This is a genomic window from Lentibacillus songyuanensis (assembly GCF_039548255.1).
Lineage (GTDB): Bacteria > Bacillota > Bacilli > Bacillales > Amphibacillaceae > Lentibacillus_C > Lentibacillus_C songyuanensis.
In genome coordinates this window covers 1-7332 of sequence record NZ_JBCLVH010000045.1, presented here as the reverse complement: position 1 = coordinate 7332, position 7332 = coordinate 1, and the positions used below count along the sequence as shown (strand labels likewise).

The window sequence follows — 7332 nt, the reverse complement described above, 5'->3', positions numbered from 1 at the left end:
CCGGACGGCGGCACCAGCACTTCTCTTCCAATAGAACGAGAGAAAGTGTCATGTAAAAGAATGAACACTACGTCGCATTTTTCATCAACTACGTATTAAGATTCACCTGTTACCAAAGCATGTTCGAAGCTTCCATACTGTCATCGTTCGTCTTAGTGTGGAATATTAAGTTATGTCCTAGTTTTATTTCTGCCGTCAGTAAAATATGCATAGATTCTCTGTCAAAAAACAACTTCTTTTTAAAGGTTTTGTCGATTATATGAAAGTGAGCTTTATTTGTAGTATTATGGAATATATACGCAGTAACAAGACAACAGGTATAGATGACAGACACCGGAGGACACAACATGGAAAACAACTTTAAATCAGGTTTTATCGCCATCATCGGCCGGCCGAATGTAGGAAAATCAACGTTTATGAATCGTGTTATCGGACAAAAGATTGCGATTATGAGTGATAAAGCACAGACGACCCGAAATAAGATTCAGGGTGTTCTAACAGAGGAAGATGCACAAATCGTCTTTATTGATACGCCGGGGATTCATAAACCAAAACATCGACTTGGTGATTTTATGGTGCAAATAGCGGAGAATACGTTAAATGAAGTGGATGCTGTCCTGTTTATGATTAATGCCAAAGAAGGCTATGGCAGGGGAGATCAATACATCCTTGACCGACTGCAGCAAGTAAAAAAACCGGTCTTTCTAATCATTAATAAAATGGACTTAATCCCAAAAGAGGACCTATTTCCGCTGATTGATTTATATCGAGGTAAATATGAGTTTGAGGAGATTATCCCTATATCGGCTCTGGAGGGGAATAATGTTGCTCATCTATTGGGTGTTATAAAAACGCATCTACCGGCTGGGCCACAGTATTATCCCACAGACCAAGTGACCGATCATCCAGAGCGATTTATTATTGGCGAACTGATCCGGGAGAAAGTTTTGCAGCTTACAAGAGAAGAGATCCCGCATTCGATTGCCGTTGTCATTGAAAATATCGAAAAGCGAGAATCAAATGCGATATTTATCCAGGCAACAGTGATAACGGAGCGAAAGTCACAAAAGGGGATATTAATTGGGAAACAAGGAAAAATGTTGAAGGAAATTGGGAAAAGGGCACGCGCTGATATAGAAGCATTACTCGGGACAAGAGTCTATTTGGAGCTATGGATAAAGGTTCAAGATAATTGGCGTAATCGGCAAAGCCAGCTTCGGGATTTAGGTTTTCGGGAAGATGAATATTAAACATGGTAAAAATTATAACTCATTCTTTCATGATGGGTGGTCATTCTAATAGTGAGGTTGATACTTTTTTAAATGTTAAAGAAAGGCAGTGGTTTCTAATGATCGACTTTACATGGAAAGTATTCAGTCAGACAGGAAACATTGAAACCTATTTGTTATTGAAAGAGATGGAAACAGAACCTACCGGAAAAGGGCAAAAACGACAGCATGAGAAAGAGTTAACACATCTTGATACCAACATGTAGCGCACAACCAGCCGAATGACCTGTTTCACATTTTTTAGCTTTATAAAAGAAAGGTGAACCGTGTGCTAGAAAAAATGGAAGGTATTGTCATTAAAACACAGGATTATGGTGAAACACATAAAATTGTAACGATATTCAGCAAAAAAATAGGTAAATTCGCGGCAATTGCCAGGGGCGCCAAAAAGCCAAAGAGTAGAATGGCTGCAGTTACGCAGCCATTCATTCATGGTGAGTTTTTCGTATATATACATACTGGTTTAAGTACCATCCAGCAAGGAGAAATAGTGAATTCACTTCGGACCATTCGCGAAGACATTGTCAAAACTGCTTATGCAGCCTATATCGTTGAATTAACGGACAAATTGGTTGACGAAAAAACATCAGATGCATTTATTTATAACCAGCTTTTGTTAACGATGGATTGGATTACTACACACGAGTCAGCAGATATTCCGATCATGATGTATGAAATGAAGCTATTTAACAAGGGTGGATTTGCGCCAACCGTTAATCAATGTACAAATTGTGGCAGCACGGACACTCCTTTTTCGTTTTCGATCATCGAGGGTGGGTTATTATGCAAGAATTGTCAGCATATCGACCCATACGCCATTGGGGTGACAAATACATTGGCAAGGCTTTTATATTTGTTCAGCAATGTCGGCCTGGAACGAATTGGAAATATCTCGGTGAAAGCAGAGACGATTAATAAACTGCGGCAAATTCTGGATGCCTATTACGAACACTATGGCGGGTACTACATAAAATCCAAGAGGTTTTTAAAGCAACTCGACAAGTTTAAGTGAACATCATTGACACATAGCCGAAAATACAGTATGATTTGTACATATTTGTAAATAGTGTGTGGATGGAGAAAAGTACCTGTTGCTTTACGATTCGTAGCGAGTCCAGGTTGGTGGAAGCTGGATAATGGGACAATGGGGAAGGCACTCCGGAGCGTTTTTAATAAGGTGGCTCTGATTATAGGAGCAAATAGGGTGGAACCGCGGACCAAAATCCGTCCCTATGTCTAAGTCAGTTAGACATAGGGGCGGATTTTTCTTGTCTCGTAGTTTTTCGTGAATAGGGAGGTAACACATTAATGAATATTCAACAAATGATTTTGACATTGCAAAAGCATTGGTCTGACCAAAATTGTATTTTAACACAAGCGTATGATGTAGAGAAGGGTGCCGGCACCATGTCTCCAATGACACTGCTTAGAAGCTTGGGACCCGAACCATGGAATGTTGCATATGTTGAGCCGTCCAGACGTCCTGCAGATGGCCGGTATGGACAAAATCCCAATCGATTATACCAGCATCATCAATTTCAAGTTATCATGAAGCCGTCACCTGCGAATGTACAAGACCTTTATCTCGATTCTCTCATTAAGCTTGGGATCGATCCGTTACAACATGATATTCGCTTTGTCGAGGATAATTGGGAAAACCCGACACTTGGTGCTGCTGGATTAGGATGGGAAGTATGGCTGGATGGTATGGAAATCACGCAATTCACCTATTTTCAGCAAATCGGCGGGCTGGAAGCATATCCAGTTGCAGTCGAATTAACCTATGGACTGGAACGACTGGCATCTTATATTCAGGATAAAGAAAATGTCTTTGATTTAGAATGGACCGATGGAGTTACGGTAAAGGATATCTTTTTGCAGCCGGAATATGAGCATTCTACCTATACATTTGAAGAATCAAACACCAAGATGCTATTTGAATTATTCTCTATGTATGAACAAGAAGCAAAAGCTACGATGGAAAAGGGTCTGATTTTTCCGGCTTACGATTATGTACTGAAATGTTCCCATACATTTAACCTGCTTGATGCGAAAGGCGTTATTTCAGTAACCGAACGTACAGGATACATTGGCCGCGTGCGTAATTTAGCCAGAGGGATTGCTAAGGCATACGTTGCTAAACGTGAAGAACTGGGATTTCCGATGTTGAAGGAGGAGAAAAAATAATGGCAAAGGATGCGTTGTTTGAAATAGGATTAGAAGAAATGCCGGCACGATTTATTGACGATGCCGAAAAACAGCTTCGGGAAAAGACGCAAGAATGGTTAGAGGAATTACGTATTTCTTTTTCCTCTATTTCGTCGTATTCCAGCCCAAGAAGACTGGCGGTATTGATTCACGATATGGCCGAAGAACAAGCGGTTCTGGAGGAAGAAGTGAAAGGCCCGGCGGTTAAAATTGCACAGGATACGGATGGAAATTGGACAAAAGCAGCGATAGGTTTTACCAAAGGTCAAGGTAAAACAACAGACGATATCTATACAAAGGATGTCAAAGGCACAACGTATATTTTTGTGAAAAAACATATTGAAGGAAATCCATCTGACATGATGCTTCCGTCATTTAAAGATATTATTGAAGCAATAAAATTTCCGCAAAATATGCATTGGGGTAAGGAGAAACTCCGTTATGTACGTCCGATACGCTGGCTTGTGGCATTATATGATGATCAAGTAATCCCATTTACTGTTGCCCATGTTGAAACTGGGAGACAAACACGAGGACATCGTTTCTTAGGGAAAGAGGTTGCTCTGAATCACACGCGGGAATATATTGACCGGCTGGCGGAAAACTTCGTGATCGCGGAACCTGCTAAGCGGGAAAAATTGATTATAGATGGAATAAAAGAATTGGAAAGTCAACAGGGGATCCAAATTCCGATTGCAGAAGATTTACTTAATGAAGTGCGCAACTTAGTGGAATATCCTACTGTTTTTATTGGTGAGTTTGATCAAGCATTTCTGGAACTGCCTGCAGAGGTACTTATTACATCGATGAAGGAACACCAGCGTTATTTTCCCGTTAAATCACAGACGGATGAATTATTGCCCTATTTTGTTGGGGTTCGAAATGGAGATGCCAAGGGACTCGAAACCGTTGCCAGAGGGAATGAAAAGGTATTGAAGGCGCGCCTGGCAGACGCACGGTTTTTCTATGAAGAAGATCGGAAACAGCCGATAGAATTTTATTTGAACAAACTGAAAAAAGTGGTGTTTCAGGAAAAGCTGGGCACGATTCATGCAAAAGTAGAACGAGTCGTCAGTCTTATGAAACAAATTGCCATTATACTCGGGGTGGATAATACGCAAAAACAACGAGCTGTCCGGGCAGCACAAATCAGTAAGTTTGATTTAATGACCAATATGGTGAACGAATTTACTGATCTCCAAGGGATAATGGGCGAAAAATATGCACTTTTCTTTGGGGAAGATAAACTTGTGGCCCAGGCTATTGCGGAGCATTACCTGCCTCGTCATGCAACAGATGAGCTGCCAACGACAATGGAAGGGTCAATCGTTAGTATTGCTGATAAACTGGATACTATTGTTGGTTGTATTTCGGTTGGACTCACTCCCACTGGTTCACAAGATCCCTATGGTTTAAGACGTCAAGCGATTGGCATCTTAAAGATTCTGCAGCATGAAAAGTGGAACGTACCAGTATGGAAACTGCTGGATATCACGAAGGAATTGTATCAGACAACAGACATCGATATAGCTGATGAACAAACAATAATGAGCGAACTCAACGAATTTGTAGCATTACGAGCAACTTATTTATTAAAGGAAGTGGGTATCGAACCAGATATCATTCAGGCCGTCTTAGCAAATAAATTAGGAGTGGTGGCCTATATGATTTCCAAAGCACGCATTCTCTCAGAAAAACGCAGCCAGGAAACTTTCAAACCAACAGAAGAAGCCTTTACACGTGTCTTGAATATCGCGAAAAAAGCTGAAGCACAACAGGTGGATACTAAGCTTTTCGAAACACCATCGGAGACATCCTTATACGAGAAGCTTCAAGTAGTGCATGCAAGCTACCAGTCGGCCAACGAACGCTTGGATGCCGAACAAGCGCTTGAGCAGTTAATGTCGCTGACAAAGGAAATCCATGATTTCTTCGAGCATAATATGGTAATGGCAGATAATGAAGCGCTGCGGAATAATCGTTTAGCACTGATTCATTCCCTGGCAACGTTAATTACTGATTATGCCGATATGACCAAAATCAGCTGGAAACAACACTTTTAAGGGTAAGTCCGGTTTATGGTGAACATTTTAAACACCTTCTCTTTTCCTTTTCATCTTAAATAGTATATACTATTTAAAGAAATGTATGGCATATTTCGCTAGTAGGTGGTGAAAAGGTGGAATTATCCAATCGGCAAGAACAAATTATTGAAATTGTAAAAGCAAATGGACCCATTACAGGGGAGCACATTGCGGAAAAACTGTCCTTGACACGTGCAACATTACGCCCCGATTTAGCTATTTTAACAATGGCAGGTTTTCTGGATGCCAGACCACGTGTTGGTTACTTTTTTACCGGAAAAACAGGCTCTGAGCTGTTAACAGAGAAAATCAAAAAATTTAAAGTGCATGAATATCAGTCTGTACCAATTGTGGTAAAGGAAAATGTTTCGGTCTATGACGCTATTTCAACAATGTTTTTAGAGGATGTAGGAACATTATTTGTCGTTGATAGCAATGCCTGTCTTACGGGGGTTTTATCACGGAAAGATTTACTTCGGGCAAGTATCGGCAAACAGGATTTGAATGAGGTGCCTGTACACATTATCATGACGCGAATGCCTAATATTACGGTATGCAGAAAAGAAGACCAGTTGTTGGATGCAGCTAAGGAACTAATCAATAAACAAATTGATGGCTTACCGGTAATAAAAGATACCAAAGATGGGTTAGAGGTTGTTGGACGTATTACAAAGACAACCATTACGAAGGCATTTGTGGAATTAATTACGGATGAGCATTTATAACAAAGGGCGTAAGAAACAAGGGAGGTTTATCGATGGGGTCGCAACCATTAGTGTATGTTTTATCTGATTCTGTTGGGGAAACAGCAGATTTAGTGATTAAAGCTGGTTTAAGTCAATTTAATAACGGAGAATATAAAATTCAGCGTATACCCTACGTGGAAGACAAAAAAACAATTGATGAAACACTCGTATTGGCAAAAGAGCAGGAGGGTATTATTGGCTTTACCCTTGTGAATCCGATACTCCGCAATTATTTAAATGAAGAAGCAAATCGGTTAGATGTGGAAGCAATCGATATAATGGGCCCGATGATGGATGCGATGGAACGCCTTTTTGGTAACCCGCGTTTAGAACCAGGTCTGGTCCATAAGCTTGACGAGGATTACTTTAAACGGGTTGAAGCCATTGAATTTGCTGTAAAATATGACGATGGTCGGGATCCGCGTGGGATAGCCAGGGCAGATATCATCTTAATTGGTGTATCACGTACGTCAAAAACCCCATTATCCCAATATCTTGCTCATAAGCGATTAAAGGTGGCCAATGTGCCAATCGTCCCTGAAGTGGAGCCGCCGGAAGAGTTGTTTATGGTAAACCCGGAAAAATGTATTGGCCTCAGAATTAATCCAGAAAAGCTAAACGATATTCGTAAAGAGCGTCTAAAAGCACTGGGATTAGGGGATCAAGCAACTTATGCAACCATGGACAGGATTCAACAGGAATTAAATTATTTTAATCAAATTGTCAGTAAGATCGGCTGCCGAGTTATCGATGTATCAAACAAAGCAGTAGAGGAAACCGCAAATAGTATCTTACGGATGTTCCGTTAAAAAGCAAAGCAAGCATTCTGTCCTAAATAAAGCAGAATGTTTGTTTTGTTAATTTAGCCATTTTTAGAATGGCTACTTTTTTAATCAAATGAGGTTTATTATTCATAGTTGATGGAAACTGCGACGTAGTGTTCATTCTTTTACATGACACTTTCTCTCGTTCTATTGGAAGAGAAGTGCTGGTGCCGCCGTCCGG

7 protein-coding genes and 1 other annotated feature are annotated in these 7332 nt (G+C 40.5%); all 7 genes read left to right on the top strand.

Features of this window, described 5'->3' with window-relative positions; all coding sequences use genetic code 11:
- Positions 1-347 precede the first annotated feature (347 nt).
- Positions 348-1250, top strand: a complete 903-nt coding sequence (gene era, locus WMZ97_RS21625) for a GTPase Era (protein ID WP_343274136.1) — start codon at positions 348-350, stop codon at positions 1248-1250.
- Between the two features lie 98 nt (positions 1251-1348).
- Positions 1349-1495 (top strand): YqzL family protein, encoded by a 147-nt coding sequence (locus WMZ97_RS21620; RefSeq protein WP_343274137.1) that lies wholly within the window; start codon positions 1349-1351, stop codon positions 1493-1495.
- A 62-nt stretch (positions 1496-1557) separates the two neighbouring features.
- Positions 1558-2301, top strand: a complete 744-nt coding sequence (gene recO / locus WMZ97_RS21615) for a DNA repair protein RecO (protein WP_343274135.1) — start codon at positions 1558-1560, stop codon at positions 2299-2301.
- 50 nt (positions 2302-2351) lie between these two features.
- Positions 2352-2524, top strand: a binding site (T-box leader).
- A 73-nt stretch (positions 2525-2597) separates the two neighbouring features.
- On the top strand, positions 2598-3476 hold the full coding sequence (gene glyQ, locus WMZ97_RS21610) for a glycine--tRNA ligase subunit alpha (RefSeq protein WP_343274134.1): 879 nt from the start codon (positions 2598-2600) through the stop codon (positions 3474-3476).
- A complete protein-coding gene (gene glyS / locus WMZ97_RS21605; protein ID WP_343274133.1) occupies positions 3476-5560 on the top strand; it encodes a glycine--tRNA ligase subunit beta in 2085 nt (694 codons plus the stop codon). Before glyQ ends, glyS begins: the two co-directional genes overlap by 1 nt.
- 116 nt (positions 5561-5676) lie before the next feature.
- Positions 5677-6306, top strand: coding sequence for a helix-turn-helix transcriptional regulator (locus tag WMZ97_RS21600; RefSeq protein ID WP_343274132.1), 630 nt, complete (start codon positions 5677-5679; stop codon positions 6304-6306).
- Positions 6307-6338: 32 nt separating this feature from the next.
- Positions 6339-7136 carry a pyruvate, water dikinase regulatory protein gene (locus tag WMZ97_RS21595; RefSeq protein ID WP_343274131.1) on the top strand — a complete coding sequence of 266 codons (798 nt, stop codon included), beginning with the start codon at positions 6339-6341 and terminating at the stop codon, positions 7134-7136.
- The last annotated feature ends 196 nt before the right edge of the window (positions 7137-7332 follow it).